The following is a 25,144-nucleotide window of genomic DNA, read 5'->3' on the forward strand; positions in this document are numbered from 1 at the left end:
GCATCTTGATTTAATTCCGGGGAGAAAGTCGTGGCCTCATCGGAGGTGCTGTACGCGCACAGCGCGATCAAGCAGAAGGCCGGGACCGTATGCGATACCGCAGACGATATCCGGATCGCCCGTCGCGATTGGAAACAGGCGCTCGAGTCACCTGAGGATGAATTCAAGCTCACCGATCCGACCGCAGCCGTGGTTGCCGTTCGGGATGCCTGGGAGAAAGAATTCGAAGTTTATCGCGAGGTGCTCGAACAGTGGTGCCTGGCAACCCGCGCATCAGCCGAAGGGTTCAAGTCGGTTGATGACTATGTCGCCGCCAAGAATCGGCGCGTCGCGGACGGCCGTACGTGACCTCGGACGACTACCTCCAGGCGACTACCGCGATCAACCGGCTCAAGCAGGTCGGCACCTTCCTCGCGACGGTTTCCAACCCGGCCCTCATGATCGGCGAGATCGTCAGCAGTATTTACACGTTGGCCTCGATATTTCGGGACGTCCCCGGGGATCCGGATGGCATCGACGACCTCGGCAAAGCCTTCCGCAATATGGCGACCACGCTCAACACCGCCAACACTGATATCGACCACACAAAGTCTTCCGTCCCTTCAGTATGGACGGGCGACACCGCCACGGAGGCGCTTGCCGCGCTCAAAGCGACCGACGATCTGCTGCAGCAGGCCACGCCGGCCATGCGCAAGGCGGCCACGTTGCTGGAGGAGTACGCCGACGAGGTTCGCCGGTTGAAACGGGAGCTGGGCCATCATCGGCAACACCTGGCTGAAGCAGTGGGCCAGCTCAACAGCACTCTGGACATCCTGCGCAATATCTGGGACACCGTATGGCCGTTCGACCATGACGGCGGCATCATCGATGAGATCCGCAAGGCGATCAGGGCCATTGACGGCGCCATCGAGGTTTTCGAACAACTTCAGACCGCGTCCGACACACTGCGGCGCGGGCTGCGGGACGTGCAGGGCAAGGCGCGCGCCGGTGCCGTCCGGTCACACCACGTGGACGCCTTCGATGCGGTCCTCCTGGCCAACGCGGGGATCGCCGGCACCACAGGGGAAGAAGACGGCATCCTGAGCACGGCACAGCTGGCCCGGGCGGCGTCCAAGATGGACGCCTTGTCGGAAGCGGAGCGGGCCCGCATGCAGCAGCTTCTGGAAAGCGCGGGCTCCGAGGCGGAGCGGGCCTATCTGATGAAGGCGCTCGCAGCCGGGCACGCGATCGATGACATCGGCAACTTCGCCAGGGCCATTCACGGCAAGAGTGAAACCTGGCTACGCGATCACCTCAGCCTGGTCAACCCGGGCAGCAGCGGGACGGTCCTCGTCAACGGAGTCGAGCTGGAGCAGCAGAATCAGACGACCTGCGGCTCGACCTCGATCATGGTGGCCCGAGCGATGAACGACCCGTTGTACGCGCTGGGCCTGACCACGGATGAGAAGGGCAACTCGCTGTCAGGGACCGACCTGCGGGAGAAGTTCGCCAACGAGCAGAACCGCATCCACGATGCCACCAACACCCTGTGGCCACAGAGCCTGGGCACCAGCCCATGGGGACTGTCCGACGAGATGAACAAGCACGCGGACTCCTTCGGCACCGACTATGACTGGCGGATCGTCGATGACACCTCTGCCGGGTCGGTCAACCCCGCCCTCAACGACGCCGTCGGTGCGGTGGACGCCGGCCACACGGTGCCGGTCCTCATCGGAGACTCCTATCCTGCCCACTATGTGCTGCTCGTCGGGCACCAGGGCAATGACTTGATCTTCTATGACCCGAGCGGGCAAATGGTCCGCGTCAGTGAGGACGATTTCCGCAACGGCAACGTCTCGGCGCTGGGATACAAACACGTACAGGGCGTGGTGGCCCCCAAATGACCAGGCGACTCCTCCTGGTGCCGATCTGCGTGCTGCTGAGCGGGTGTATGGCCCCGAGCGCCACCACGCAAACCGATCAGGATCGCATCACGGTCATGCGGTCACAGCCCTTTGCCGGTGAAGCCATCAGCAAGCCGTCAACCAGGGTCGCCTTCCAGAACTCGGACCGGCTCCGCGCAACCCGCGGCCAGGTGGCCGTGGTCCTGACCGATCAGGCCACGGGGGCTCCGGCTGAAGACGCGCGGCAGTGGGCCGTGAAAGGCATGCGAAAACTGCGTGACAGCGGCTGGACGGTCTACGCCACGGCCTGTCTGCCACCTCGTAAGTCCGATGACCCCGACCCGCCTCAGGATGGCGTCTGGGACGCGTGGTCATTCGTCGCCTACGCGTACAAGATTGTCGATGGGGTGTCCTATTTCGCCAGCGCAGGCGGGGTCGGGCAATTGCCGGGCAAGGTCAAGATGTCCATCGAAATGCGCGCACCGAGCTCGCGTGAGCCGGTGTCGGATCTGTTCCCCGACCGGCCGCCGCCACTACCGGTAGGGACGAGTTGCGTGGAAACCGGTGGTCTGCCGGCCAAGAAGGTCACCAACGGCCGCATGGTGGTCATGGGCGAGAGTGGTCCCGACCAGGCCGGCAAGGGAGCGCGGAACGACAACGTGCGCTAGTGTCCGGCGCCTGCCATTTGTTGAAGATATTAGGGAAGTCGGGCCGCGATAGCCCGCTGTCCTGACGGGGCGCTCGCCGGCGTCTGCAAGGGCTCTGGTGCCGTCGACGTGCCTCCCGCCCGGGCCGTCGATGGTCAGCGACGGTGTGGGCTCATGATCACAGGTTCCCGGTTCGTCCATGAGGACGGTCGGTGTGCGCCCTCGAGCCTGGCACGAGCAGGCCAGACAGCGAGGAAGTATCGGTCGAAGAGACGCCGTCCTCCTTCTATGAGAATGACCTTGTGAGGTACTTCAGGCGTCCATGGGATGAAGGTCGTGGGGACGAGTACGCCAGCTGGGGGACGTCGACGTTCTATCTGGCCGTTGACGACACCGGAACCGCGCATCAGCAGGTCGAGGTGTACGCCAACGGAGTGGTCCTCGCGTATGACGAGCAGCATGCTGAGGATCGGTACGGAGGATTGACTTACGCGGATCTCGATCTGGAGGAGTTCTCGCCTTTCGAGATCACACGGCAGGAGTTCTTCGATGCTCTGGCTGAGATTGAGCCCATCAACCGTCACCACTTAGGCGACGATGGTATGTGTCCCAGAAACCGATCTGGTGCCCCGCCTCCCGTCTGAGGCGGGATGTGTTCCCGCAGGCGAGAAGCAGATGGACGAACCTGCACCAGATCCGCACAGATGCTGCGCATCGCTCGCATACGTGTCTGCTTCGATGGCGCCGTGACAGAGCGGAGGACACCTGTAGCGGGCGACATCTACTGGACGTTCGGCTGCGGGCTGTCGGCGATCACCGCAATGGCGTGCGGCACGATCGGGACCTTCTTCGACATACACCTGGTGACTCGCGCGCAGATCTACTGTCTGGGCGACCTGAGCGCGGGAGAGAAGTTCGCCGGCACCGTATGGGTCTTGAGCCGGATCGTGATCTTCCCGATCGTCTCTGCGCTGTCTGCGCTTGTCGCACTGTCGTTCCATCTGCTGACCCGGCTGCCTTGGCTCGCACGTCGCGCTTGGGTGGGGCCTGTCTTGCTGGCTCTCACCATTGCCGGATCCGTCGCCGGACCGATTGCGATGACTCTGTACGACGTGGCCACCGAAGGCGCCTCAGGCGATTGCGTTATGCCGTGGTGGCCGTCGTGGCTTCCCTCTTGACAGTGGAGGAAGTGCCACAACAGGTTGCCCCAACGCAGCGCACAGAACATCCACATCAGGTTCTGTCCGCGCCGGAGTTCCCTGTGTTACGGCAAGTCGCGGCAGGCAGCGCCGCCGGCCGTTCTGAGCGGGTCGCGCAGCGGCGGTGGGGGTCCTCGTCGGGGTGGTGACACAGGCTCAGCTCTCGAGTTCGGCGAGGTCCTGAGACGTCAGGCGGATTCGGCTCGCGCCCATGTTCTCCTCCAGGTGGTCGAGCGAGCCGGTGCCGGGGATGGCGAGCAGCGCGGGAGAACTCGCCAGCAACCAGGCGATCGCCACCTGCGCCGTGGTCGCCCGGTGGCGGGCCGTGACCCGCTCCATGCGAGCCGGGTCGATCGGGCGAAGGCCGCCGCCGAGCGGGAAGAACGGCACGAAGGCGATCCCGTCCTTCTCGCACTGCGCCAGGAGCCCGGCGTCGCCCCGGTCCTGCACATGGAAGCTGTTCTGCACCGCCGCGACCGGGGCGATCGTCCGCGCCTCGGCGACTTGGACGGCGTCGACGTTGCTGAGGCCCAGGTGCCGGATCAGCCCTTGCTCGCGCAGGTCGGCGAGGACCGCGAACCGGTCGGCGACCGACTCGCCTCCGGGCCCGGTCATGCCGCCCACCCGCAGGTAGACGAGGTCGAGCCGGTCCACGCCGAGAGTGCGCAGGTTGTCCTCCACCAGGCCTCGCAACGCGTCCGGGCCGGCCTGGCCGCCGGGGATCCCGTCGGCGTTGAACAACGGTCCGACCTTCGTCGCGATCACCAGGTCGTCGTCATAGGGCGCGAGCGCCCTCCGGATGAGGTCGTTGGCCGCCACCGCGCCCCTCCGGTAGAACCACGCCGTGTCGATGTGGTTGGCACCCAGGTCGACCGCGCGGCGCAGTACCGCGACGCCCGTCTCCGGATCGCGGACGGGGCCCTGGAACACACCGGTCGGCAGTCGCATGGCGCCGAAACCGAGGCGGCGGACGGCGAGGTCTCCGCCGAGGAGGAACTCTCCAGGTGAAGCGGCTGCATGCATGTCGTTGGTCGTCATGCCGACCAGCCTCCTCCGCCCCGTACGGCGAGCCAACGCGGTGGCAGCAAGCTGCCACCGCGCCGCGACGGCGGTGATAATGAACGGGTGACTGCCGATCAGCTCATCACCGTCCGCGGTGACCTCGAGCTCGTCGCCCGGACCGGTCACCTGTTCGCCGGCATACGGCAGGAGTTCGTGTGCGTGGCCCGTGACCTGGCCACCTGGTCGCAGCCCGCGGCACGGCAGGCCGTCGCGGACCGGATCCGCGCGACCGGCGCTGCCGCTTTCCCGGTGAAGAAGCTTCTCAGCCCGGTGGCTCTCGCCGACGAGGCGGCCAGGCTGCATCTCCGCGAGATCACGGCCAGGGGCGCCCAGGTGCGGATCAGCTCGACGCCTCTTCCGCACGAGACGCTCATCATCGACCGGCGGGTGGCGATCCTCGCCGGTCGTGACGCGCCGGGTCCCAGGGAGTTCACCGTGACCACCTCGCCCGTGCTGGTCGGCGGTGTGCACGCGCTTTTCCAGGCGGCCTGGGAGACCGCCACCGATGTCGACGCCTATCTCGCGGGGGAGGTGCCCCACCTCGACGCCGACGGCTTGGAGGTCCTGCGTTCTCTGGGCGCCGGGCACACCGACGAGGCGGGGGCCAGACGGCTCGGCCTCTCGCTGCGCACCTACCGGAGACGGGTCGCGGAGCTGATGGCGAAGCTCGAGGCCGACTCCCGGTTCCAGGCGGGCCTCCGCGCGGGCGAACTCGGGCTCGGCGGATCGGCGGCGACCGGCTGACGGTGCGCGGCCTGTCCGGATCTTCGGGCGGTGGTCGGCTGGCGGTGTGCGGCCTGTCCGGATCCTCAGGCGGTGCCGGTTCGGGTGGCGGTGACGACCACCGTCGCGTAACGCATCGTGAAGCCGCCCCCCATCGCGTCGATGGCGGCCCCCACGCCCTCCAGCACCTGCGCCAGTTGGTCAGGCGGGAACCGGGTGAGGGCGCCCTGGGTCGGCATCTGGTCCAGCCACTCGTCTCTGGTGTAGGGCTGCTCCCAGTCGAACCGCCACTCTTCGGGCTCGCCGAACCCGCTCACCTGCCGGATGCCGTCGGCGGCCTTGGCGTACAGCGCCTGGTACCCGTCCAGGCCCGGCGCCACCGGGAGCTTGACCGGCGAGTCGGGCATCACCCGCCGGTAGACCGAGACGAAGGCGTCCGTCACGTCGGGCGGCAGCTCGAAGGCGTTCCAGAACGCCGCCAGGCGTCCGCCGGGGCGCAGCACCCGCGCCGCCTTGGCGGCTCCCGCGGCCGCGTCCACCCAGTGCCAGGTCTGCCCGGCGACGACCGCGTCGAAGGTACGGCCGGCGGGCTCCCAGGCTTCGAACGTCGCCACCTCGACCTCGAGGCCGTGGCGCCGGGCGAAGTCGGCCATCCGCGCGTCGGGCTCGACGCCCAGGACGGCGCAGCCGGCCGCCTGGAACTGCCGGGCGTCGATGCCGGTTCCGCAGCCGACGTCGAGAAGGTCGGGCCCGGGGCTGCCGGCGACGATCCGGTCCACCATGGCGTCGGGGTAGTGGGGCCGGGTCCGGTCGTAGCGCTCGGCGTCCACGCCGAACGACTCGGCCACCTGTCGGTGCTGGTGAGGCTCGTGTTCAGGAAGCGGCGCTCCCGCCGAAGGTATAGTGGGCATGCGCCCACCATAGTGGGCACGTGCCCACTCATCAATCCGACGAGGAAAGGAGAGACGCACGATGCCGACAGGGGTGGCCCTCCGCGATCCGCGGGAGCAACTGTTCGACGCCGCCGAGCGCGTCCTGCTCCGCGATGGGCCGAACGCGCTGACCAGCCGCGCGGTCACCACCGAGGCAGGGTGCGCCAAGGGTGTCCTGCACCGGCACTTCCCCGACTTCGACGCCTTCCTCGCCGAGCTCGTGCTCGACCGCATCGCCCGGATCGACGCCCAGGCCGCCGCGCTGCGCGGGTCCGCCGGGACCGGCACCGTCGCCGGCAACCTCACCGACGCGCTCACGGATCTGTTCGAGTCGGTCGCCGTGGCGATCGTCAGCCTCATCACCGCCAGGGACAACCTGCGCACCAGGCTGCGCGAGGCCAGGCCGACCGGCGTTCCCGTACTGGCGGAGGCCACGGCCATGATCGCGTCCTACCTCGTCGCCGAGCGAGAACAGGGCCGCCTCGCGGCGGACGCCGACGTCGACACGCTCGCGCTCACGCTGATCGGGAGCGGGCACCTGCTGTTCGCCGGCCAGTACGGCACGCCGCCGGAGGCAGGCGCCGTCCACAAGGTCGTGACCACGGTCATCGGCGGCGTCGTGCAGGAGAGTGCGGGCTTTTGACCCCGTAAAGAGGAATTCCAGATACTCTGCCGGACGTGCGGCGATTGATCATGTCCCGCGGGGTATGGCTGGCGCTGTTCGCGGCCGTCGTGGCGGCGGGGATCGTGGCGATCGTGCGTTCTCGCCGGCGCCCGCCGGTTCAGCGGGCTGAGGCGGCTCCCGCCACCCCCGTTCCCGCCCCCGCCCCTCCCGTCACCCCCGTTCCCGTCCCCGCCCAGAGCAGCAGGCCTAGGGCACCGTGGCCTCCGGCGCCGGTCCTCGGCACCCCCACCGCCGAGGATCTCCACCGTTACGCCGCCAGACCCTCCGTCCTGGACCACCCCGCGTTCGCGGAGATGGACGACCGGCCGAGGGTGCCGCTGGAGCCCGCCGTCCGACGCCGCCTGACCCGCTGGGGCATCGCCGGGCTGACGCTTCTCGTCCTGGCCGCCGGCACCCAGGCTCTCGAATCGGCCGTCTTCTCCAAGGAACGACCAGAGGAAGAGGCTCGCCAGGTCGCCTCCTTCGTGTCGCAGGACGCGCTGTGCGACAAGACCACCTCGGATGTCGATGCCAGGTGCCTCTTCGCCGCGATCGACGAGCGCCAGGCCGATGAGCGCCAGGTCGTCGAGCGCCAGGTCGTCGAGGGCGTGGAGACGCAGGCGCCGGCGCCGGTGCCGGACTACCAGCCGACGCCCGACGCGGACTGCCGGCCCGGCAGCGCCGGCCCGCGGGTACGGAAGGTCGACGCGAAGGTGGCCCGGGCGGTGAACCGGCAGTGGCGGCGGATCGAGGCCTGGCTGAAGACGAACGCCCCGAAGTCCTATCGCACGCTGGGCAGGCCTGGAAGGGCCGAGGACATCGCGGCGGCGGAGGCGCGGATGGGCTCGCCGTTCCCCGACGACCTGCGGGCCTCGCTCCTCCGGCACGACGGGACGGTCGAGGTGAAGGACGTCTGGGGGTTCGGCTTCCTGGGCAACTGGAGCCTCAGCGTCGAGGAGATGCACGGCACGTGGCAGCAACTGTGCGAGATCGACGGCGAAGACATCCGCGACGGGGGCTTCTCCGATCCGCGAACCGACTGGTGGGACGGGCGCATGCTGCCCATCGGCTCCGACGGGTCGGGGAACCACCTGGTGATCGACTCGGTGGAGCGTGACGTCGGCGACACCGATCACGAGGGCAGCATGACCTTCACGCCCGGAGGGCGCCCGATCCGCTCGTACTACGCCCTCCTGAAGGCCACCGCCGACGCCATGGAGGGCAACGGCTCCATCGGCTACTGGAAACCCAAGGCGGTCGCCGGCGAGCTCGACTGGGAAGTCCTCTGAGGCATGGGAAGGGGTCGTCGGTCACAAGCCGGCGGACCCACGCCTGACCTGCCTTGGAACCCGGCCCGCACGTTGATCGTTCAGGCGGGTGGCTGACACATGCCATCAACCGTCGACAGGGAGAGACAAGCCGTGGTCTTCAAACGGATGCTGGGCGCATTCGGTGTGGGCGCCCCCTCGGTGGACACCGTCCTGACCACTCCGCGCACCCAGCCGGGCGGGACGCTCACCGGCGAGGTACGGCTCAACGGCGGCGACTTCGACGCCGACATCGAGCACATCACCCTTGGCCTGGTCGCCCGGGTCGAGATCGAGTACGGCGAGGGCGAGGGAGCCGGAGTGGGTGAGTTCTCGCGCGCCCAGGTCTCCGGCCCGTTCGTCCTGCGCAAGGGCGAGGAGCGCACCATCGGCTTCAGCATCCCGGTGCCGTGGGAGACGCCGATCAGCGAGATCGGCGGACAGCAGCTGAACGGCATGGCGCTCGGCGTGCGCACCGAGCTGGCCATCGCCAAGGCCGTCGACAAGGGCGACCTGGACATGGTCTCCGTCGAGCCGCTGCCCTCCCAGCTGCGCATCCTCGAGGCGTTCCTCCAGCTCGGCTTCCAGTTCAGGTCGGCGGACCTGGAGGTGGGCCAGATCTACGGCTCCAGCCAGCAGCTGCCGTTCTACCAGGAGATCGAGTTCTACCCGCCGCCCCAGCACGCCGGGATCGTCGGCGAGGTCGAGCTGACCTTCGTCACCAACCCGGGCGGCCTCGAGGTCGTCCTGGAGGCCGACAAGCGGGCCGGCCGCTACTCGGGCGACTCCATCGGCCGCTTCACCATCAGCCACGACGACGCCATGCGCACCGACTGGCCGAGCGAGATCGGCCGCTGGCTTGCCGGCCTCAGCCAGTACGGCGGCCACCACGGCGGTTACGGCCACGAGGGGTACGGCCACGGCGACCACCACGGCGGTTACGGCCACCACCAGCACCACGAGCAGCACGGCGGGCCGGGGTGGGGCGCGGTGGCCGCCGCCGGCGCGGCGGGCGTGGTCGGCGGCCTGGTGGCCGGCGAGGTCATCGAGGAGATCTTCGAAGGTGACGAGGAGGAAGGCGGAGACGGCGACTGGTAGCGCGCCGCAGGGGCGGTCCGGACGACGAGCCTGACGGGCGGGCCGACCGGTAGCCGTCTCCGCGCCGGACTGTGCGCCACTCAGAACACCGGCCGGGCCACGAGTTCGTCTCGTGGCCCGGCCGGCGACGGTGGGACCTACGTGCGGCGCCTGCCGTACGCGCCGGCGGTGAGCGACACCCCGAGTGCGGCCAGCGCCACCTGGATGCCGAGCTCGATCCAGTCGATGCCCGCCGTGTCCGCCACCCCCAGGGTGGCCGCGATGGCGGTGCCGACGAGTGCCGCGACCACACCGATCACGATCGTCAGCCAGATGGGCATCCGCTGCCGCCCCGGTACGACCAGACGCCCCAGGGCGCCGATGACGATACCGATGAGGACACCGGAGATGATGCCGGTGATTTCCACGCTGCGACTCCCGAAGGTCGGCGATCTCTCTCGTTCCGGTCAACGAACGCCCCGCAGGCGTGGTTCCTCGGAGGGTGCGCGTCGAGAGCCGCCGCGGGAACGGGTGGGCTAGCCGACCGGCACGATCTCCACGTAGCCGTTGCTCCAGCCGGTGTACCACTCGAACACCTCTGCCGCGCTCAGCCCGCGCGACGCCATGGTCTGGACGAACATGTCATGGAGCTCCGCGGCGCTCGCGGTGAGCTCGCCGTCACCGGTGAGGTCGATCGTGCCCAGGAGCCGCCCGGTGTGGATCTCTCTGACCTGCAACACTGTCACTCACTCCTGATCGAAGATGGAGGTCGTCGCCGAGGCGTTCTCCGCGATTTTCTCCCATCGCTTCCAGACGCCGGCGAACCAGTCGCCCCGGCCCAGACCCTCGAAGTACGGCCGGACGGACTGGATCTGCCGGCCCAGCCGCACGACGTCGGAACGGCTCAACTCGTTCGGGATGTACTCGAAGCTGCTGACGATGTACCCGGACATGTCTCTCGACACCCAGTGGTCGGCGAACGGGCTGATCGTCACCTCGGCGATGCGGCCCACGTACTGCGGCGGAAGGCCCTCGAACGAGCCCGACATGTCGATGCCCCAAGGCTCCCCGTGCTCGTCGAGGATGATGTTGAGCCGGTTGGCGTCACCGTCGACGGCGAGCACGTGGAGCAGGCCCAGGAGCTTGGCCGCCAGGGTCGTCGGTGCGGGAAGGAAGCCGAGCGCCGTGCCGTCGCCGATGAAGGGCATCACGATCGTGTGGGGATCGAGACGGTAGATGGGCGGCACATTGGCACCGATGGCCTCGCCCAGGACCGACCCCAGCACCTCCGCGTCCGCCTGTCCTGTCCGCTCGACGACTTTGTGCACCCAATGGGACCCGTCGCTGAGGTGGTGCGAGGTCACGCTGCGCGCGGATACGCCGCCGGTCAACCTGTGGCCGTCCTCCTCCGGGCGGAAGCCTTCGAAGGCCCGGGCCAGTTCGGGTGGCAGGGGCCGGTGCCCGGGGTGCGGGGGGATGTTCGACGGTTGCGAACGTCCGACCTGGTCGGGGGGTCGGCTGATCGACTCGTCGATGCGGTTTCTCGGGGTGTGGGCGTCGGGCGCGTGCGGCAACGGTGAGGTGGCGGCCTCGGGTGCGGAACGGGAGTTCCCGCCCTGTGCGGTCGACCGCGCGTAGTCGTCGAGGCTGTAGGCGATGCGCGGGTCGCGGGTCTCGGGTGAGCGTGGGACGGCGGCCTGCGTGGTGGGGGACGGGTGGTTGTCGAGGCTGTAGGCGATGCGCGGGTCGCGGATCTCGGGTGAGCGCGCGCCGCCGGAGCCGTCGCCGGAGGCGTGCCCGACCGGCTGTGGCGCGGCGCGGTCGCCGTCCGCCAGGTGCGTTCCCGCCCCCTGCCGGGACCCGTCGGCGTGCGTCGCCGGGCGGTCCGCGGGTGGATCCAGCGGACGGTTGATCAGGTCGTCGATGCTGCGTCTCGGACCCGTGGCGTTCGGCTCCGGCCGGGCGGGACGCGGCACCTCGTCGGCGCCTGCCCGCCGTGGGGAGAGATCGTTCGGACGTGCCGACGAGTCGTCGGCTCGGCGTCCCTCGACGATTGGCGTCCGGTCGCCGCCCTGACGAGACGGCCCTTCCTGCCTGGCTCCCGTCTCCGGTGCGGCGCGCGTCCCATGGCTCTCGGGGACGCCGCGTCCCGAGGCGGTTTCGGGAACGGCGCGGTGCGGTGGGCCGGCCGGCACGCGCGCGGGTGCCGCAGGAGGGGTTCTCGGCCCCGGCGCGGCCGGTTCGCCCCGGACGGGGGCCGGGAATTCGGGGCGCGTGATGAACGGGGGCGGGGCGATGTCCGCCTGGGCGGTGCGCGTGAAGAGGCCGGGCGTGCCCGTGTGATCCTTGGCCCCGACTCGGGTGGGGGCCTCCGGCGTGGTCTGGGCGAGGCTGGTGATGGCACCGTCGGCAGGCCCGAGGACGCGGCGGGCGGGGCCCGGGGGTGGTCCGCCGTCGGGGTGAACGGCAGGCGGTGCGCCACCCCCTTCGACATGGCCCGGCACGTGCGCCAGCAGATGCTGGCCGTCCGCGCCCAGGGCGGCGGAGGTGCCGCTCTTGAGGATGAGGTCCCAGTCCAGCGGCTTGCCGTCCAGCGTCAGGCTGATCGCCGTGGTGGCCGACCCCGTGATGCCGTACTGCGCCATCTGGCCGGGCATCGTGGTGGTCAAGGCGGCCAGCAGCCTCTCGCCGAAGGCCGCCTCGGCACGGGCCACACCGGCCCGTAACGCCGGGGTGGCCAGCCGTCCCAGCCCGCCGCCCAGCAAGCCGGTCAGCAGTCCGTTGATCGCGCCGTCGCGCAGGCTGACCAGGAGCTGGTTCACGTCGACGTCGTCCCGCCGTCCCCCCAGGACCTGGGAGAGCTGCGTCGCGAAATCCATCCCCCCGCCGAAGACGGCGAAGGCGGCCATCAGCCTGAGTGTGTGCATGGCGATCTGCAGCGCGCTCATGCGCGTGATCTGCAAGAACGGCCGGAGCAGCCATGGTGCCTGCCAGAGCAGCAGCGGCAGCGCGACGATCAGGAAGACCACGATAAGCGTGATCATGCGTTGGGCGTGCTGGATCGTCACTCCGACGGCGTTCAGCGCGATCGCCGCGTCGATCAGTTTCTTGACCAGGTCGGCCTGCCGCCCGCCCACCGTCCGCTGCACGTGCGCCACGAAAGCCTGCTGGGCGTCGCCGTCCCACGCGTCGCCCACCAACCTCGCCGTGGCCGGATCCGCCGCGGCCGTGCCCGCCACCACCCGGTGCGCCGTGGCGACGCAGGCGTCAGCCATCCGGAAGCACCGCTGCGGATCGCCCTCCGGCCAGGCCATCCCGGTGACCCAGTCCACATACGGCCGCAGGAACTCCGGCACCACGCACCCGTCGAACCCCATGATCGACCGCCGTCAGCGCCTGTCGGTGCCGATCACACGTTCCGCCGGTTGGCCTGCTCGGTGACCTCGTAGACGTCGGCGTTCACGCGCAGGCCGGTGCCGGTGTAGGTGAGCTCGTCAAGATAGGCGTCGAACGCCGCGAAGATCTCTTCCTCGATCCGGGGGAGGTGCTTGGCCAGCTCCGCCCCGTACTGATCGCTGCCGAGTGCCGTCCTGTCCCTGTCGAAGGCCTTGCGCAGGGCCTCCTTGGCGTCGGCCACCTCGATGTGCCGGTCGCCGAACACGGCGCTCTCGCGCCGGATCGTCTGCCAGTCGGCGGAGTAACCTTGCCGGTTCATGCCGAACCGGGGTAAGGCAGCAAGGAGTCGAGGTCCGCGCCCTCGCCGAAGATCTCCTCGTACGGCAGGCCCTCGGGAAGCAGCGGGCCCACCAGTTCCCTCGACCGATCCGCCACGGCGGCCGTCGCGCGCGTGATCTGTTCGGTGATCGCGTTGGCGAGTTCGGTGGGCGACAACCTGCGATAGACCCTCGGGTTCAGCTCGATACGGCGCACCTGCCCACGCGGCCCCACCGTCACCGTGACCATCTCGTCGTCCGACTGAACGGAGACTTCCACCTTGTTGAGCTCGGCGTACGCCTCCTTGATCCGGCGCGCCTGCCGTTCGTACTCCTCGGTGAGCTCGCTGAGCGTCGCGCTGAACTCGTCCACCCCTGACTCACCTCCATCGACGCCATGACGCCTCATCCGCGAGGCGTGCGAGCCTCGTCTCCACAGCCGCCAGGGCGACCTGGCCGAGCGGCAGGTGGAGCGTGTGGCGACCATCTCTGGTCGATGGATCATGAGGGCGCCTGAGCGTAACATGACCGACCCGGCGCGGACGAGGGTCGCGGCGGAGGTCAGGACGCGGCGTCTCCCGGGCGCGGCCGGTTCGAGGCGCCGGGTCCCGTCCCGGTAGGCGGAGGTGAGGCCCCGTCCGACGTATGACCGGTGTTGACCGGCAGGTAGGCCAGGTCGCGGGCCATCGCCCTCGCCTGGCCGGTCACGATCCGGGATCCGGCCAGCGGCCGGCAGGCTGCCGCACTGCGTCCACGACGAGGAGGACCGGATGGTGCCGTCGTCCTGCCCGCCATGGTCGACGACCTGCGTCACGAGCGGGCCCGCACCGGCGAGACGATCGGCCGGCTCCGGGCCTCCCAGCAGGTCGTCGAGGAGATGCTGGACACCGCGTTGAACAGGACCGCCTGAGCGGGATCGGGCTGTCCACGTCGCGCGGCGGCGGCGCGCCCTCAGTACTTCTTGAGCGAGATGGCCGTGGCGGCCTTGTGGATGGGCTCGACCATCTTGGCCGTCATCCGGTCCTTGCCCGGCAGGTAGTGCATCAGCGACAGCATCGTCATCGCGATCCTGACCTGGGCCTTGCTCCGCATCACCATCCGCTTGATGTTGGCGGGCCCGAGCTTCTGGTTGGCCGCGGCGAAGGGCCGCATCTCCCTCTCGTAGGCCGCGAAGCCGGCCTCGTGGTCGCCGCCCGCCGCGGCCAGCTCGCCGGCCAGGACGTAGGCGCCCACCAGTGCCAGGCTGGTGCCCTGGCCGGAGGCGGGGGAGGCACAGTAGGCGGCGTCGCCGACCAGCGCGACCCTGCCGGTGGACCAGCGGTCCATGTGCACCTGGCTGAGGGAGTCGAAGTAGAAGTCGGGCGCGTCGGCCATGCCCTGGAGCAGGCGCGGGACCTCCCAGCCCTCGGCCGCGTAGGCGTCGGCCAGGATCCGCTGCTGCTGGGCGCGGTCGCGGGGGTCGGGCGCGCCCTGCCCGTCCGCGGAGAACAGGAACATCGCCTTCGCGCCGGTGTCCTTGGCGGTGCTGTAGGTCAGCGCGGTACGGCCGGGGCCCACGTAGGTCAGCTCCCACCGGTCGAGGTCGAGGTGGTTGGGCACGCTGAAGATCGAGACGTAGTAGCCCATGTCGCGCACGAACCGCTGCTCGGGGCCGAAGGCCAGCCCGCGCGTGTTGGAGTGCAGCCCGTCGGCGCCGACCACCAGGTCGTACCTGGCCTGCCTGCCGCTGTCGAAGACGACGTCCACGCCGTCGGGGCCCTCGGTCAGGGAGGCGATGGAGTCGCCGAAGCGGTAGTCGACCGTGTCGCGGGTCAGGTCGTACAGCAGCTTGCTGAGGTCGCCGCGGAGGATCTCGGCGTCCTCGTGGACGCGGCCGCCGAACGTGTCGCCGTCCATGGAGGCCACCCGCTTGCCGGCCGCGTTGACGATCGAGCCGCCCTGGACGTCGGTGCGCTCACGGCGGATCTCGTCGAGCAGGCCCATGTGGGCGACCACCTCGAGCGCGGCTCCCCTGATGTCGATCTTGTAGCCGCCCGCGCGGATCTCGGGTGCCCGCTCGACCACGGTGGGGGTGAACCCGTGGCGGTGCAGCCAGTAGGCCAGGGTCGTGCCGGCGATGCTGGCACCCGAGATCAGGACGGTGCGGTTCTTCATGGGAGGCTCCTGGGGGAGAGGGGGGTTCTGCCTGCGCTCCAAACCATACATGCGTCTCACACGCTTGTGCAACACCTCTGTCTTAGACGTGCGTGTGAAAATGCGGGAGCCGATCCCCGCGAGCGTTCTGTCGGGGCGTGCTCGTAAGGTGGCGTCCCATGGAGAACAAGGCCCTCGTCGCCGCAGGCGTCACCGTGCTGCTGTGGGCCTCGGCGTTCGTCTCGATCCGCAGCGCCGGCGCCGAGTACAGCCCCGGAGCCCTCGCCCTGGGGCGGCTGCTGGCCGGGTCGGCGGTGCTGGCGGTGATCTGGCTGGCGCGTGGCGGCGGCGTCCCGCCCCGGGCGGCGTGGCCCGGCATCCTCGGCTCGGGCCTGCTCTGGTTCGGGCTCTACATGGTGGCCCTCAACTGGGGCGAGCAGCTCGTCGACGCGGGCACGGCCGCCATGGTGGTCAACATCGGCCCGATCGTGGTCGCCCTGCTCGGCGGCTGGCTGCTCAAGGAGGGCTTCCCCCGCGCCCTGCTCGCCGGGCTGGCCGTGTCGTTCGTGGGGGCGGCGATCGTCGGGGTGTCGATGTCCGACGGCGGGCGCTCCTCGCTCGGCGGCGTGCTGCTCTGCCTGCTGGCGGCCGTCTCGTACGGCATCGGCGTCGTCTTCCAGAAGCCCGCCCTCCGCCACGCCAGCGCCCTGCAGGTGACGACGTTCGGCTGCTTCGTCGGCGCGGCCGCCTGCCTGCCGTTCGCCTGGCAGCTGGTCGAGGAGGTGTCCACGGCGTCGGTGAGCGCCACGCTCAACGTCGTCTACCTGGGCGTCTTCCCGACCGCCCTCGCGTTCACCACCTGGGCCTACGCGCTGGCCAGGACGACGGCCGGGAAGATGGGCGCCACCACCTACCTCGTGCCCGCGATCGTGGTGCTGATGTCGTGGGCCGCGCTGGGCGAGGTGCCCGGATGGCTGACGCTGCTCGGCGGCCTGCTCTGCCTGGCGGGGGTGGGTGTCTCGCGCAGCAGGCCCGTGCGGTCAGGCGGCCGGCGGGTGGGCTGACCTAAAGCCGGCCTGCCGGGTCGGCGGGACGAAGGAGATCAGCAGGCAGATCGCGCCGAGCGGGATGAGGTCCTTGCCGGCGACCGGCAGCCCGAAGCCGGGCACGACCCGAAGACGAACGAGTCGCCGCCCAGCGGCCTCCCGCGCCCCCCGCGCTTCCGCGCCTCCCGCGCCTCCCGCGCTTCCGCGCCTCCCGCGCTTCCGCGCCTCCCGCGCTTCCGCCTGTCGTCGGGCGCTGTGCGCGCGGGCGCGGCGGGAGGCGGGGTGTGGGGCGCGGGAGGCGGGCCGCTTCCTTGTCGAGGGGGCGGAAGGGTCGCGGAGGGGATCCGGCACGGACCCCCTGCCCCCGGCGGCGCGCTTAGACGCTCACGTACTTCCGTGGTCGAAGCGCGTGGGCCCGTAGCGCCGCCAGCGCCGCCGACTGTCCGGCGGGCGTCAGCCGTATCGAGCCGTCGAGGGTGACGCCGAGGCCCAGCGCCGTGACGTGGCGCAGGAGCGTCGCCAGCGTGCCGGCGACGTCGTCGGGACGCCAGCCCTCCCCGCCGACCACCTCGGAGACCTTCGCGCAGAGCTCCGCCCACGGCAGCGGGTCGCCCGAGGCGAGCAGGAGCAGAGCCGCCTCGCCCGCCGACACGGTGAGCTCGCTGTCGCTCTGGCCCAGCAGCAGGCCGGTGGCCGCCTCCCACAGGTCGTCGGGCGAGGCGAGCAGGCGGCGTCCCTCGGCGGTGATGACGAGCCTGGTCCCGAAGGGCCGGATGACGCCGAGTGTGTGCTCGGCCAGCTCGCGCAGCGCGATGGCCTCCGGCGAGGGCGGCAGCCGCAGCGGCACGCCCTCCTCCGAGGCGGCCAGCGCCAGCAGTCCCTGCAGCGCGGGCAGCGGCGCGGGCGGTACGGGCGCGTGCAGCCGTACCTCGAACGGCTGGGCCAGCTCGCGGCGGGCGGGCCCGCGGCCGAGCACCCAGCGGTTGAGCCGCTCGCCCTGCACCCGGTGCAGCCAGCTGTCGCCGCCGAGTTCGGGGCGCGGCTCGGTCAGCCAGCGCCGGGTGAGCTCGACCTGGCCGTCGAAGTCGGGGGAGGTCAGCATGGCCAGCTCGAGCGCCGCCGAGCACGCCACGTGCGCGCCCAGTTCCTCGGGCCCCATGATGGTGCTCCACTGCAGCTCGGGCACGTCGGGCGGGAGCACGCCGGTGGCCTTGAGCGCCTGGTGGTAGGCGGCGGTGCCGGCTTCCTCCCCGTCACGCTCGTAGGTGCGCAGGATCTCGGTCGTGGTCGGTGACTCGCACAGCGCGGCGTAGCGGTCGAGACCGCCGAGCCGCAGCAGCCGGCCGAGGGAGACGGCGGTGCTCTCGCGGTCGCCGTCGACCTTGATCGGCAGGGTGAACCAGAGGAATCCACATACGTCGAGCTGAGTGACCGTCTCCAGCGGCTCGCCGCCGGTCAGCCACTCCACCGCGGTCCTGGCCTCGTCGGCCACTTCGGGCTCGGATCGCTCCAACTCCAGGAGAAGGGCGGCCACGTCCGGTGCAGGCATGCCTCGAAGTTTGCCGTATGGACCCCAGCCCTGACGATGACCGAAACCGGTGCGTATCGGGTCGTGCACGGCGCCTACCCTACGAAACCAGTTGCAAGCGGACAGTTCTCTGGATCATATCCACCGTGACCGGAGCAACATGCGGGCATTCCAATCGGCATACGGGATCACCTCGCCCGACAGGACGGGGTAGAGCCACCCGAAGTTGATCAATGCAAGCAACGCGAACGCGCCGATCACCGCGGCGCCGATCATGCGGCGGGACGGCGAGGCGGTCGACGGGCCGATGATCAGCCCCGCGGCCAGCGTGAGCGCGAGCACCATGAACGGGACCATCGGCGCCGCGTAGAACAGGAACATCGTGCGGTTGTCGGCGATCGCCCAGTAGAACCAGGGCAGCCAGCCCATGAGGTAGGCCAGCAGGACCGCCCCCGCTCGCCAGTCGCGGGAGGCGACGTACCACACCACCATGGCGATCAGCGCGGCGAGCCCGCCGTACCAGATGACGGGGGTGCCGACGCCGAGGACCGCCTCCGAGCAGTCCTTGACCCCGCAGATGTTCTGCCTGCCCTCGTAGAAGAAGGCGACGGGGCGCAGCAGCAGCGGCCACGACCACGGCTCGGACTGGTAGGGGTGGGAGGAGTCGAGCTGGCTGTGGAAGCCGAGGACCTGGAAGTGGTAGTCGATCCACGACCCGATCGAGTGGATGACGAAGTGGACCGGGCCCTGCGAGGTCGCCTCGGTCCAGTTGCGGCTGTATCCGGTGGCGTTGGCGAACCAGCCGGCCCACGTGGCGACGTAGGTGACCGCGGGCACCAGCGCCATCGCCATGAGCCCGGAGGGCACGTCCTTCTCCAGCGCCCCCGCGTACGGCGAGCGCAACCCGACCGCCTTGCGCGCCCCCGCGTCCCACACCAGCGACATGATCGCGAAGGCGACGAGGAAGAAGATGCCCGACCATTTGACCGCGCACGCCGCGCCGAGGCAGACTCCGGCCGCCAGCCGCCATGGCCGTACACCCAGGTAGGGGCCCCGGTCGGAGTGTGTGGCGCTCTCGTACCAGTCGACCAGGCGCGAGCGGGCCTTGTCGCGGTCGACCACCAGGCAGGCGAACCCGGCCAGCACCCAGAACATCAGGAAGACGTCGAGCAGCGCGGTGCGTGAGAGCACGAACGTCAGGCCGTCGAGCGCCAGCATCAGGCCGGCGAAGCAGCCGAGCAGCGTGGAGCGGGTCATCCGGCGCGCGACCCTGGCGATGATCAGGATCGACAGCGCGCCGACGAAGGCCGCGGCCGCCCGCCAGCCGAAGGGGTTGAGCCCGAACAGCCACTCGCCCGCCGCGATCATCCACTTGCCGAGGGGCGGGTGGACGACGTAGGAGGCGCACTCGCCGATCTTGTCGGCCGCGCACTGCTTCCACATCTCACCGGTCCGCCCGGCGAGGACCAGCTTGTCGGCGTCCTTGACGGTGACGCGCTCGACTCCCCAGGTGAGCAGGGAGTAGGCGTCCTTCATGTAGTAGGTCTCGTCGAAGACCACGGCCTTGGGCCGAGCGAGGTCGGTGAAGCGGAGCACGGCGCCGAACACGGCCACGACCAGCGGCCCGATCCATCCCCAGAGGACGTTTCCCGGCATGGCCGGGACCAGCCTGTCGCGTAGGGATCGCGCAGGCTCGCCCTCTGCTTTGGAGAAGGCCTGGTGCGAGAAATCGGTCACGGCCATTCGGACATCGTAGGGGCCCCAACGCGGTAGGTACGTAAGAAACACCGCCCATTTGGGGCTGCCTGACACAATGGCCAGGTGAGAGAACAGGGCAGGCTGGTGCTGGCGGGCGCGCCTATCGGTCAGGTCGGCGACGCGTCACCAAGACTACGTGAGGCGCTGGAGAACGCCGACGTGGTCGCCGCCGAGGACACCAGGCGACTGCGCAGGCTGGCCGCCGATCTGGGCGCCGAGATCGGCGGAAGGATCGTCTCCTACTACGACCAGAACGAGGCCGCCCGCGCCACCGAGCTGATGGAGTCGCTGCACGACGGCCGCACGGTGCTGGTGATCACCGACGCGGGGATGCCGGGAGTGTCGGACCCCGGCTACCGCCTGACCAGCATGGCCGTCGAGGCGGGCATCACGGTCACCGCGCTGCCCGGCCCCTCGGCCGTCACCACCGCGCTCGCCGTCTCCGGCCTGCCCAGCGACAGGTTCTGCTTCGAGGGCTTCCCGCCCCGCAAGCCGGGCGAGCGCGCCCGCAGGCTGGCCGCGCTGGCCGGCGAGGAACGCACCATGGTGTTCTTCGAGGCCCCGCACCGCCTGGCGGCGGCGCTGCGGGCGATGGCCGAGGCGTTCGGTCCCGGCCGCAGGGCCGCCGTCTGCCGCGAGCTGACCAAGACCTACGAGGAGGTACGGCGGGGCGGCCTCGCCGAGCTCGCCGATTGGGCCGAGGCGGGGGTGAAGGGTGAGATCACCGTGGTCGTCGCGGGCCACGTCCCCGACGCGGGCCCTGCCGACATCGACGCGCTCGTGGCCGAGGTCGACCGGCGCGCGGCCGAGGGCGTCCAGCGCAAGCAGGCGGTCGTCGAGGTGGCCAAGGAGGCCGGAGTCCCCAAGCGGGAGCTGTACGACGCGGTTCACAGGAGATCGCCGACCGCCTAAGGTGCCAAGGTGGGAAATAGGCGACTAGTTCCCCCCATGCCGGTCGATACGTTATGGGGATGGGTGGGGCCGCTCCTGGTCACCGCCTTCGGGGGATTCCTTCGGTTCTTCCGGCTCGGCGAGCCGCACGCGGTCGTCTTCGACGAGACCTTCTACATCAAGGACGCCTACGCGCTGCTGAAATTCGGCGCGGAACGGCTCGCGCTCGGCACCACCGACGACCCGATCGCCGACCGGATGATCCTCAGGGGCGACCTCGACATCTGGAAGACGTGCCCGACCGTCGCGGAATGCGCCGAGTACGTCGCCCACCCCCCGCTCGGCAAGTGGATGATCGCCGTCGGCGAGTGGCTGTTCGGCATGACCCCGTTCGGCTGGCGCTTCGCCGGCGCGGTGGTGGGCACGCTGTCGATCCTGATCATCGCCAGGGTCGCGCGCCGGATGACCCGCTCCACGCTGCTCGGTTGCCTGGCCGGGCTGATGCTGGCGCTCGACGGCCTGACGTTCGTGCTCTCGCGCACCGCGCTGCTCGACATCTTCCTGATGTTCTGGGTGCTGGCCGGGTTCGCCTGCCTGGTGGTCGACAGGGACGCGGCCAGGCAGCGCCTGTCGGCGTGGTACGCGACCTCCCTGCCCACCGCGTTGGGGCCGTCTCTCGGAATCCGGCCCTGGCGGCTGGCCGCCGGCGCCTGCCTGGGAGCCGCGTGCGCGGTCAAGTGGTCCGGGATCTTCTTCCTCATCGCCTTCGCCGCCATGTCGCTGGTGTGGGACGCGGGCGCGCGGCGGGCGCTCGGGCTGCGGCAGCCGTACAGGGGAGTGGTGCTGCGGGACCTGACCGGCGCGCTCGGGGCGCTCGCGCTGCTGCCCGCCGGGGTCTACCTGCTCAGCTGGACCGGCTGGTTCGCGCGGGCGGAAGGCTGGGGGCGCAACTGGGAGCAGGCCACGACGGCGGGCCCGGTCTTCTTCGTCTTCGACTCGCTGCGCTCGTGGCTCGGCTACCAGCTCCAGGTGCTGGGGTACCACACGGGCCTGTCGAAGGAGCACCCGTACATGTCGGAGCCGTGGCAGTGGCCGCTGTTGCAGCGCCCGGTGTCCTTCTACTATCCGAGCGATCCGGCGCCGACCGGCTGCGGCGCCGACAAGTGCTCCTCGGCGGTGCTGGGCGTCGGCACGCCCGCCCTCTGGTACCTGGCCGCGCTCGCGCTGCTGGCGCTCGTCGCGTGGTACGTCTCCTCGCGCGACTGGCGGGCCGGTGCCGTCCTGCTCGGCTACGGCGCGGGCTGGCTGCCCTGGTTCTACTACGCGATCGCCGACAACCGCACGATGTACCTGTTCTACATGGTCCCCGTCGTGCCGTTCATGGTGCTGGCGCTCGTGCACGTCGCCGGGATCGCGCTGGGCCCGGCGAGCGCGCCGCCGGTCAGGCGGGCCGCAGGAGCGGCGGCCGTCGGCGCCTGCGCGCTCGTCGTGCTGATCAACTTCGGGTGGCTCTACCCGATCCTGTCGGCCGAGACGATCACGTTCGCACAGTGGTGGGCTCGGATGCTGATGCGCTCCTGGGTGTGAGCGCGGAGCGGCGCAGCCCGATCCCGTGCCTGAGCGTGATCGCCGCCGCCAGGCACGCCAGCGGTACGGCGGGCAGCAGGTAGCGGTAGTCGAACTCCGCCGTGGCCGCGGGCGCGAGGATCAGCCCGAACGCCCCGAGCCACGGCAGCAGCACGGGGCCGCCCAGCCTCCGCCACCTGACGACCACGCCCGCCAGGCCGATCAGCAGGATGCCGCCGAGCATGACGCCCTGCAGGTAGAACACCTTCTGGTAGGCGCTCATGATGTCGGCCCACGGCTGCACGATCCTGGTCTCGGCCGGCCCCTGCTCGTACATGTAGGCGTCGGTGTCGGCGAACCCGCCCACCGTGTTCCACCTCGGCAGCCGCTGCGGCCGGCCGTTCGCGTCGAGGTCGTAATAGGGGCGGAACTGGTACATGTTGAAGGTCTTCGAGTCGGGGAAGCGCGGCCTGCCCCAGGTGAAGGCCCGCATGAAATCGCGTGCCACGACCGCGAGGTAGTCGCCCGGCTGAGACAGGATCGCCCGTTTGGCGAACTCGGTGGCCAGCTCGTTCTTGAAGCCGTCGAACTTCTTGCCCGGCAGCCGGTGCAGCACCTCGTTGCCCGAGCCGTCCTTGCCGCTGCCCGTGCCCCACAGGTACCACTGCGCGTACGGCATCCGCTCGCTGACCGGCTCCTCGATGCACATGAGGGCCAGCGGCAGCTCGCGCGGCAGGTCCAGCTTCATCTTGGTGCAGTCGGCGAAGATCGACGTCCGCATGTACAGGATGAGGCCGTCGCTGTTGGTCATCGCGAACTTGCCGAAGGCGGTGTAGAACCACGTCATGTAGGCCACGACGGGGATCGCGCAGGCCGTGACCATCGCCACGACCGGCTTCCACCCGCTGCGCTTGACCAGCATGTAGACGACGACCAGGCCGAGGATCGGCAGGCCGATCGAGCGGGTCAGCGCCGTGAGGGCGAGCAGGAACCCGACGACCGCGCCGACCTTCCACGACATGCGCCGATGCCAGAGGACCAGCGTGATGACGCCCACGACCAGCAGCGTGAACATCGTGTCGGACATCACCAGCTGCTCGAGCTGGATCTGGTAGGCGTCGAACAGCACGGGGACGGCGGCCAGCGTCGCGCCCCACTTGGGCAGCGCGAACTTCCTGCGCAGCAACACGTAGATCAGCACGCCCGTGGCCAGGCCCATGAGGTGCTGGGTGAAGATCACCACGGAGAAGCTGTGGAACGGCCGCAGCAGCATCAGCCAGAAGCTGTAGCCGTCCGGCCGGACCGCGCTCGGCCTCGGGTGCAACGCCACCGAGACGTACTCGTAGGAGTCGTTGAACCACATGGCGGGGCCGTAGCCGAGCATCGCGAAGAGCCGCAGCAACGCGCCCAGCGCGAAGGCGGTGACGAACACGCGGTGTCTGCCCACGTAGGACAGCAAACGAGCCTTTCGCCCCGGGGCGGAAGGCTCGACACGCGTTCTCTCGGCAACGCTCACCATGCTTTGACCTCCACCGCTCCTGTTGCAAAGGACCGGATAGTCCTGTCCGGCGGTAGGCCCAGCATCGACAGTGCCGAGCAACCCGATTCTATCATTGGGGTCTTCGCCGAAGATTCTCTCAAAGAATGCCAGCCGTTTCTGGGACTTGACCCGACCACCATGGGGCACAGGGCATGATGGTTGGCTGGAAGCGCTGTGACTGAAGGGTCTGGACGTGGAACTGACGGTGGTCATGCCCTGCCTCAACGAGGCAGAGACCGTGGAAGTCTGCGTACGCAAGGCTATTGCGTGCATGGAGGAGCACGGCATCGAGGGCGAGGTCCTGATCGCCGACAACGGCAGCACGGACGGCTCGCAACAGCTCGCGCGTGACGCGGGTGCCCGCGTGGTCCACGTGGAGGCGAAGGGCTACGGCAACGCGCTCATGGGCGGCATCCGCGCCGCCAGAGGCAAGTACGTCATCATGGGCGACGCCGACGACTCCTACGACTTCACCGCGCTGCTGCCGTTCGTCGAGCAGTTGCGCGACGGGGCCGACCTGGTGATGGGCAACCGCTTCAAGGGCGGCATCGCCCCTGGCGCCATGCCCGCGCTGCACCGCTACCTGGGCAACCCGGTCCTGTCGTTCGTCGGCAGGCTGTTCTTCCCCAGCGCCATCGACGACTTCCACTGCGGCCTGCGCGGTTTCCGTCGCGACTCGATCCTGCGCCTCGGGCTGCAGACCGGCGGCATGGAGTTCGCCAGCGAGATGGTGGTGAAGTCCACCCTGCAGGGCCTCGACGTGCGCGAGGTGCCCACCACGCTCTCGCCCGACGGCCGCTCCAGGCCGCCGCACCTGCGCTCCTGGCGTGACGGCTGGCGCCACCTGCGCTTCCTGCTGCTGTACAGCCCCAAGTGGCTCTTCTTCATCCCCGGCCTGGTCCTCATGGCGATCGGCCTGGTCGCGGGCGCCGCGCTGACGTTCGGGCCGGTGAAGATCGGCGAGCTCGCCTTCGACGTCGACACGCTGGTCGGCGCGTCCGCCGCGGTGGTGATCGGCTTCCAGGCGGCGCTGTTCGCCCTCTTCACCAAGGTCTATGCGGCCGAGGAGGGATTCCTCCCGGAATCTCCACGCGTCCGCAAACTGATCAGCATCGTGACGCTGGAGAAGGGGCTGGTCGTCGGCGGCCTGCTCGCCCTGGCCGGTCTGGTCGGACTGGTGATGTCGCTGGTCCACTGGCAGGTGCGTAGCTTCGGCGCGCTCGACCCGCGCGAGTCGCTGCGGATCGTCGTCCCCTCGGCCACCGCGCTCATCATGAGCTTCCAGACCATCTTCGCCGCCCTGTTCGTCAGCATCCTGGGCATCAGGCGCACCAAGGAGACGGCCACCGACATCGCCGCCAAGGCGGCCGAAGAGGCGGCCGAGGCCGTCACCAGGGAGCAGTCCTCCGCCCCCCAGGGGTGAAGACCGGCCGGGCACGGCGCGGCATCCTTCGCGATGCCGCGCAAGACGCTTG

General features: G+C 69.9%; 24 protein-coding genes. 13 read left to right on the plus strand and 11 right to left on the minus strand.

The features are described 5' to 3' along the window. Window positions 1-30: 30 nt before the first annotated feature. The 5 genes from ACWENQ_RS42985 to ACWENQ_RS43005 all read left to right on the plus strand — a co-directional run bounded on the left by ACWENQ_RS42985 (window position 31) and on the right by ACWENQ_RS43005 (window position 3,708). Window positions 31-348, plus strand: coding sequence for a hypothetical protein (locus ACWENQ_RS42985; protein ID WP_449918203.1), 318 nt, complete (start codon window positions 31-33; stop codon window positions 346-348). After that, entirely contained in the window at window positions 345-1,883 is a 1,539-nt protein-coding gene (locus ACWENQ_RS42990; RefSeq protein ID WP_452419405.1) for a WXG100-like domain-containing protein, read from the plus strand. The genes ACWENQ_RS42985 and ACWENQ_RS42990 overlap by 4 nt, the downstream gene beginning before the upstream one ends. After that, entirely contained in the window at window positions 1,880-2,551 is a 672-nt protein-coding gene (locus ACWENQ_RS42995) for a hypothetical protein (RefSeq protein ID WP_452419406.1), read from the plus strand. The genes ACWENQ_RS42990 and ACWENQ_RS42995 overlap by 4 nt, the downstream gene beginning before the upstream one ends. 191 nt (window positions 2,552-2,742) lie before the next feature. After that, window positions 2,743-3,174 carry a hypothetical protein gene (locus ACWENQ_RS43000; RefSeq protein WP_452419407.1) on the plus strand — a complete coding sequence of 144 codons (432 nt, stop codon included), beginning with the start codon at window positions 2,743-2,745 and terminating at the stop codon, window positions 3,172-3,174. Window positions 3,175-3,234: 60 nt separating this feature from the next. Further along, complete coding sequence (locus tag ACWENQ_RS43005; RefSeq protein WP_452419408.1) at window positions 3,235-3,708, plus strand: hypothetical protein; 474 nt, start codon at window positions 3,235-3,237, stop codon at window positions 3,706-3,708. A gap of 177 nt (window positions 3,709-3,885) precedes the next feature. Here the strand turns inward: ACWENQ_RS43005 and ACWENQ_RS43010 are convergent, their stop codons facing one another. Continuing rightward, a complete protein-coding gene (locus tag ACWENQ_RS43010; RefSeq protein WP_452419409.1) occupies window positions 3,886-4,767 on the minus strand; it encodes an oxidoreductase in 882 nt (293 codons plus the stop codon). Window positions 4,768-4,854: 87 nt separating this feature from the next. On the opposite strand from ACWENQ_RS43010, the gene ACWENQ_RS43015 reads away from it, so the two are divergent. Beyond that, window positions 4,855-5,535 (plus strand): DNA-binding response regulator, encoded by a 681-nt coding sequence (locus tag ACWENQ_RS43015; RefSeq protein WP_452419410.1) that lies wholly within the window; start codon window positions 4,855-4,857, stop codon window positions 5,533-5,535. 65 nt (window positions 5,536-5,600) lie between these two features. Here ACWENQ_RS43015 and ACWENQ_RS43020 read toward each other — a convergent pair whose 3' ends face one another. Then, on the minus strand, window positions 5,601-6,425 hold the full coding sequence (locus ACWENQ_RS43020; protein WP_354905386.1) for a class I SAM-dependent methyltransferase: 825 nt from the start codon (window positions 6,423-6,425) through the stop codon (window positions 5,601-5,603). A gap of 61 nt (window positions 6,426-6,486) precedes the next feature. Between ACWENQ_RS43020 and ACWENQ_RS43025 the strand changes: the two genes are divergently transcribed. From ACWENQ_RS43025 to ACWENQ_RS43035, 3 genes are all read left to right on the plus strand, one after another. After that, window positions 6,487-7,089 carry a TetR/AcrR family transcriptional regulator gene (locus tag ACWENQ_RS43025; protein ID WP_452419411.1) on the plus strand — a complete coding sequence of 201 codons (603 nt, stop codon included), beginning with the start codon at window positions 6,487-6,489 and terminating at the stop codon, window positions 7,087-7,089. Window positions 7,090-7,124: 35 nt separating this feature from the next. After that, window positions 7,125-8,399 carry an SMI1/KNR4 family protein gene (locus tag ACWENQ_RS43030; protein ID WP_452419412.1) on the plus strand — a complete coding sequence of 425 codons (1,275 nt, stop codon included), beginning with the start codon at window positions 7,125-7,127 and terminating at the stop codon, window positions 8,397-8,399. 132 nt (window positions 8,400-8,531) lie between these two features. Continuing rightward, the gene (locus ACWENQ_RS43035) at window positions 8,532-9,515 is read left to right on the plus strand and encodes a sporulation protein (protein ID WP_449918180.1); all 984 of its coding nucleotides are present in this window, start codon (window positions 8,532-8,534) and stop codon (window positions 9,513-9,515) included. Window positions 9,516-9,652: 137 nt separating this feature from the next. Here the strand turns inward: ACWENQ_RS43035 and ACWENQ_RS43040 are convergent, their stop codons facing one another. The 6 genes from ACWENQ_RS43040 to ACWENQ_RS43065 all read right to left on the minus strand — a co-directional run bounded on the left by ACWENQ_RS43040 (window position 9,653) and on the right by ACWENQ_RS43065 (window position 15,361). Then, window positions 9,653-9,922 carry a GlsB/YeaQ/YmgE family stress response membrane protein gene (locus ACWENQ_RS43040; RefSeq protein WP_354905397.1) on the minus strand — a complete coding sequence of 90 codons (270 nt, stop codon included), beginning with the start codon at window positions 9,920-9,922 and terminating at the stop codon, window positions 9,653-9,655. 108 nt (window positions 9,923-10,030) lie between these two features. After that, window positions 10,031-10,240: a hypothetical protein gene (locus ACWENQ_RS43045; protein ID WP_449918176.1), complete on the minus strand. Its 210-nt coding sequence runs from the start codon at window positions 10,238-10,240 to the stop codon at window positions 10,031-10,033. Further along, window positions 10,241-12,871, minus strand: coding sequence for a WXG100-like domain-containing protein (locus ACWENQ_RS43050; RefSeq protein ID WP_452419413.1), 2,631 nt, complete (start codon window positions 12,869-12,871; stop codon window positions 10,241-10,243). Between the two features lie 32 nt (window positions 12,872-12,903). Continuing rightward, the gene (locus ACWENQ_RS43055; protein WP_449918173.1) at window positions 12,904-13,209 is read right to left on the minus strand and encodes a hypothetical protein; all 306 of its coding nucleotides are present in this window, start codon (window positions 13,207-13,209) and stop codon (window positions 12,904-12,906) included. After that, entirely contained in the window at window positions 13,206-13,580 is a 375-nt protein-coding gene (locus ACWENQ_RS43060; RefSeq protein WP_449918170.1) for a YbaB/EbfC family nucleoid-associated protein, read from the minus strand. The genes ACWENQ_RS43055 and ACWENQ_RS43060 overlap by 4 nt, the downstream gene beginning before the upstream one ends. Window positions 13,581-14,158: 578 nt before the next feature. Next, window positions 14,159-15,361: an FAD-dependent monooxygenase gene (locus ACWENQ_RS43065; RefSeq protein WP_449918167.1), complete on the minus strand. Its 1,203-nt coding sequence runs from the start codon at window positions 15,359-15,361 to the stop codon at window positions 14,159-14,161. Between the two features lie 158 nt (window positions 15,362-15,519). On the opposite strand from ACWENQ_RS43065, the gene ACWENQ_RS43070 reads away from it, so the two are divergent. Next, a complete protein-coding gene (locus tag ACWENQ_RS43070) occupies window positions 15,520-16,404 on the plus strand; it encodes a DMT family transporter (protein ID WP_452419414.1) in 885 nt (294 codons plus the stop codon). Between the two features lie 358 nt (window positions 16,405-16,762). Here the strand turns inward: ACWENQ_RS43070 and ACWENQ_RS43075 are convergent, their stop codons facing one another. Together ACWENQ_RS43075 and ACWENQ_RS43080 are read right to left on the minus strand one after the other, a co-directional pair. Beyond that, window positions 16,763-17,935 (minus strand): hypothetical protein, encoded by a 1,173-nt coding sequence (locus ACWENQ_RS43075; RefSeq protein ID WP_449918162.1) that lies wholly within the window; start codon window positions 17,933-17,935, stop codon window positions 16,763-16,765. A gap of 114 nt (window positions 17,936-18,049) precedes the next feature. After that, window positions 18,050-19,657 (minus strand): dolichyl-phosphate-mannose--protein mannosyltransferase, encoded by a 1,608-nt coding sequence (locus ACWENQ_RS43080; protein ID WP_354905421.1) that lies wholly within the window; start codon window positions 19,655-19,657, stop codon window positions 18,050-18,052. A gap of 78 nt (window positions 19,658-19,735) precedes the next feature. Here ACWENQ_RS43080 and rsmI point away from each other — a divergent pair, with 78 nt between their 5' ends. Together rsmI and ACWENQ_RS43090 are read left to right on the plus strand one after the other, a co-directional pair. Continuing rightward, complete coding sequence (gene rsmI / locus ACWENQ_RS43085; RefSeq protein WP_452419415.1) at window positions 19,736-20,584, plus strand: 16S rRNA (cytidine(1402)-2'-O)-methyltransferase; 849 nt, start codon at window positions 19,736-19,738, stop codon at window positions 20,582-20,584. A gap of 36 nt (window positions 20,585-20,620) precedes the next feature. Beyond that, entirely contained in the window at window positions 20,621-22,150 is a 1,530-nt protein-coding gene (locus tag ACWENQ_RS43090; protein ID WP_452419416.1) for a dolichyl-phosphate-mannose--protein mannosyltransferase, read from the plus strand. Here the strand turns inward: ACWENQ_RS43090 and ACWENQ_RS43095 are convergent. Then, on the minus strand, window positions 22,101-23,576 hold the full coding sequence (locus tag ACWENQ_RS43095; protein ID WP_452419417.1) for a hypothetical protein: 1,476 nt from the start codon (window positions 23,574-23,576) through the stop codon (window positions 22,101-22,103). The genes ACWENQ_RS43090 and ACWENQ_RS43095 overlap by 50 nt on opposite strands. A 286-nt stretch (window positions 23,577-23,862) precedes the next feature. Between ACWENQ_RS43095 and ACWENQ_RS43100 the strand changes: the two genes are divergently transcribed. Continuing rightward, window positions 23,863-25,092, plus strand: coding sequence for a glycosyltransferase family 2 protein (locus tag ACWENQ_RS43100; RefSeq protein WP_452419418.1), 1,230 nt, complete (start codon window positions 23,863-23,865; stop codon window positions 25,090-25,092). Window positions 25,093-25,144: the final 52 nt, after the last annotated feature.

The sequence above is a fragment of the Nonomuraea sp. NPDC004354 genome (assembly GCF_053602555.1).

Coding starts and splice junctions, on each gene's coding strand:
- ACWENQ_RS42995 (WP_452419406.1), top strand. CDS start 1,880: ATGACCAGGCGACTCCTCCTGGTGCCGATCTGCGTGCTGCTGAGCGGG.
- ACWENQ_RS43005 (WP_452419408.1), top strand. CDS start 3,235: ATGCTGCGCATCGCTCGCATACGTGTCTGCTTCGATGGCGCCGTGACA.
- ACWENQ_RS43010 (WP_452419409.1), bottom strand. CDS start 4,767: ATGACGACCAACGACATGCATGCAGCCGCTTCACCTGGAGAGTTCCTC.
- ACWENQ_RS43020 (WP_354905386.1), bottom strand. CDS start 6,425: ATGCCCACTATACCTTCGGCGGGAGCGCCGCTTCCTGAACACGAGCCT.
- ACWENQ_RS43025 (WP_452419411.1), top strand. CDS start 6,487: ATGCCGACAGGGGTGGCCCTCCGCGATCCGCGGGAGCAACTGTTCGAC.
- ACWENQ_RS43050 (WP_452419413.1), bottom strand. CDS start 12,871: ATGGGGTTCGACGGGTGCGTGGTGCCGGAGTTCCTGCGGCCGTATGTG.
- ACWENQ_RS43055 (WP_449918173.1), bottom strand. CDS start 13,209: ATGAACCGGCAAGGTTACTCCGCCGACTGGCAGACGATCCGGCGCGAG.
- ACWENQ_RS43065 (WP_449918167.1), bottom strand. CDS start 15,361: ATGAAGAACCGCACCGTCCTGATCTCGGGTGCCAGCATCGCCGGCACG.
- ACWENQ_RS43070 (WP_452419414.1), top strand. CDS start 15,520: ATGGAGAACAAGGCCCTCGTCGCCGCAGGCGTCACCGTGCTGCTGTGG.
- ACWENQ_RS43075 (WP_449918162.1), bottom strand. CDS start 17,935: ATGCCTGCACCGGACGTGGCCGCCCTTCTCCTGGAGTTGGAGCGATCC.
- ACWENQ_RS43080 (WP_354905421.1), bottom strand. CDS start 19,657: ATGGCCGTGACCGATTTCTCGCACCAGGCCTTCTCCAAAGCAGAGGGC.
- ACWENQ_RS43090 (WP_452419416.1), top strand. CDS start 20,621: ATGCCGGTCGATACGTTATGGGGATGGGTGGGGCCGCTCCTGGTCACC.